We start from the raw sequence: 1989 nt of genomic DNA, 5'->3' as shown, positions 1-1989 counted from the left end.
CATCAGCGCCGGCTGCGCGCCCGCGCCGCCGGCCACGGCCAGGCTGCGCCAGCTGCCGTCGCCCTGCAGCGCCCAGGCATCGCGCGCGTCGTGCAGGTAGGGCACCAGGCACTCGTCGATGACGCGCTGGCGCTGCGCCGGCTCGTCCACCGGCCAGGCCACCTCCACGCGGCGCAGCATGTTGCGGCTCATCCAGTCGGCGCTGCTCAGGTACAGCGCCTCGTCCGTGTCGGCCTCGCCCCAGCGGAAGTAGAAGACGCGCGTGTGCTCCAGGAAGCGCCCCACCACCGAGCGCACCCGGATGTTGTCCGTGACGCCGGGCAGCCCCGGCGGCAGCATGCACGCGCCGCGGATGACGAGGTCGATGCGCGCGCCGGCCTGGCCCGCGAGCACCAGCGCGTCGATGAGCAGCGGGTCGGTGAGCGCGTTGCACTTGACCACCACGCGCGCCGCCCGGCCGTCGCGCGCGGCCTGCGCCACCTGCTCCAGGTGCGCCAGCAGGGCCGACTGCAGCGCAAAGGGTGCCGCCAGCAGCCGCTGCAGCCGGCCGAGCTCGACCTGGCCGGTGAGCTGCTGGAACACCGCGTCGGCGTCGGCGGCCAGCGCCGGGTCGGCGCTCATGCAGCCCAGGTCGGTGTAGAGCCGCGCCGTGCGCGCGTTGTAGTTGCCCGTCGAGAGGTGCACGTAGCGGCGCAGCGTGGCGTGGCCGGCGCGTGCGTGCTGCCCGGGCCGGGCTTCCCGGCGCGTCACCAGCAGCAGCTTGGCATGGGTCTTCAGGCCCACGATGCCGTAGACCACCTGCGCGCCCACGGCTTCGAGCCGCTCGGCCCAGTTGATGTTGGCCTCCTCGTCAAAGCGCGCCTTGAGCTCGACGACCACCGTCACTTCCTTGCCCCGGCGCGCGGCCTCGATGAGCTGCTCCATGAGCACCGACTCCGTGCCGGTGCGGTAGATCGTCTGCTTGATGGCCAGCACCTGCGGGTCGGCCACCGCCTCGCGCAGGAACTGCACCACCGGCTCGAAGCTCTCGAAGGGGTGGTGCAGCAGCAGCTCGCCCTGCTGCAGCCGCTCGAAGATGGACGACCCCCGCGGCAGGCTCGCCGGCCAGGCCGGCTCCCAGGGCGCAAAGCGCAAGCCCCGCGCGTCGGCCAGGTCGATGAGCTCGTTGAGGCGCACCAGGTTCACCGGCCCGTTGACGCGGTACAGCGCCCAGGCCGGCAGCTGGAACTGCTGCAGCAGGAACTGCACCAGCGCCTGCGAGCAGCTCTGCACCACCTCCAGCCGCACCGCCTGCCCGAAGTGCCGCGTGGACAGCCCGCTGCGCAGCGCCTGGCGCAGGTTCGTGGCGTCGTCCTCGTCCACCTCCAGGTCCGAGTCGCGCGTGACGCGAAACTGCGAGAACGCCAGCACCTGGCGCCCCGGGAAGAGCTCGTTGAGGTGCGCGCGGATCACGCTCGACAGCAGCACGAAGGCCTGCCGCCCCTCGGCCAGCGCGTCGGGCAGCCGGATCACACGCGGCAGCACGCGCGGCACCTTGACGATGGCAATGGCGTTCTCGCGCCCGAAGGCGTCGCGCCCGCCGAGCTGCACGATGAAGTTCAGCGTCTTGTTGGCCACCGTCGGGAACGGGTGCGCCGGGTCCAGCCCCACGGGCACCAGCAGCGGCCGCACCTGTTGCTCGAAGAACTCCGCCACCCAGCGCCGCTGCGCCGCATTGCGCTTGCTGTGCTGCAGCACCAGCAGCCCTTCGGCTTCCAGCGCCGGCATGACCTCGTCGTTGAAGACGGCGTACTGCTCGTCCACCAGCGCGCGCGCCTCGGCCGCCACGGCCTGCACCTCGCCGGCGGTCACGGCCGTGCCGGGCAGCCGGGCCGCTTCCATCACGTCGGCAAAGCGCACCTCGAAGAACTCGTCGAGGTTCGACGACACGATCGTGACGTAGCGCAGCCGCTCCAGCAGCGGCACGTCGTCGCGCCGCGCCTGCGCCAG

At 72.4% G+C, this 1989-nt stretch carries 1 protein-coding gene; it reads right to left on the bottom strand.

Annotated features, from left to right (window positions below):
- On the bottom strand, window positions 1-1989 hold a 1989-nt coding region (gene ppk1 / locus FJ694_RS36305), incomplete at both ends, for a polyphosphate kinase 1 (protein ID WP_310735079.1).

This window comes from Azohydromonas aeria, assembly GCF_009760915.1.
Classification (GTDB): Bacteria; Pseudomonadota; Gammaproteobacteria; order Burkholderiales; family Burkholderiaceae_C; genus Azohydromonas; species Azohydromonas aeria.
This window is presented reverse-complemented; position numbering and strand designations above follow the sequence as displayed.